The organism is Salinicola sp. MH3R3-1, assembly GCF_001937155.1.
Classification (GTDB): domain Bacteria; phylum Pseudomonadota; class Gammaproteobacteria; order Pseudomonadales; family Halomonadaceae; genus Salinicola; species Salinicola halophyticus.
Genome location: NZ_MSDP01000094.1, coordinates 1 through 295, shown reverse-complemented (window position 1 = coordinate 295; position 295 = coordinate 1). Strand labels below are relative to the sequence as shown.

1 rRNA gene is annotated in these 295 nt (G+C 45.8%); it reads right to left on the bottom strand.

Annotation, left to right across the window (positions count from 1 at the left end):
- A 16S ribosomal RNA gene (locus tag BTW08_RS18510) occupies positions 1–295 on the bottom strand; the annotation flags it as partial.

Here is a 295-nt window from a genome sequence, read left to right as displayed (position 1 = left end):
GGACTACACGGGTTTCTAATCCTGTTCGCTCCCCACGCTTTCGTGCCTCAGCGTCAGTAAATTATTAGTGATCTGCCTTCGCAATCGGTATTCTATGTAATATCTATGCATTTCACCGCTACACTACATATTCTAACCACTTCATAATTACTCAAGGATAACAGTATCAATGGCAGTTCTACAGTTGAGCTGCAGACTTTCACCACTGACTTATTACCCCGCCTACGGACCCTTTAAACCCAATGATTCCGGATAACGCTTGGATCCTCCGTATTACCGCGGCTGCTGGCACAGA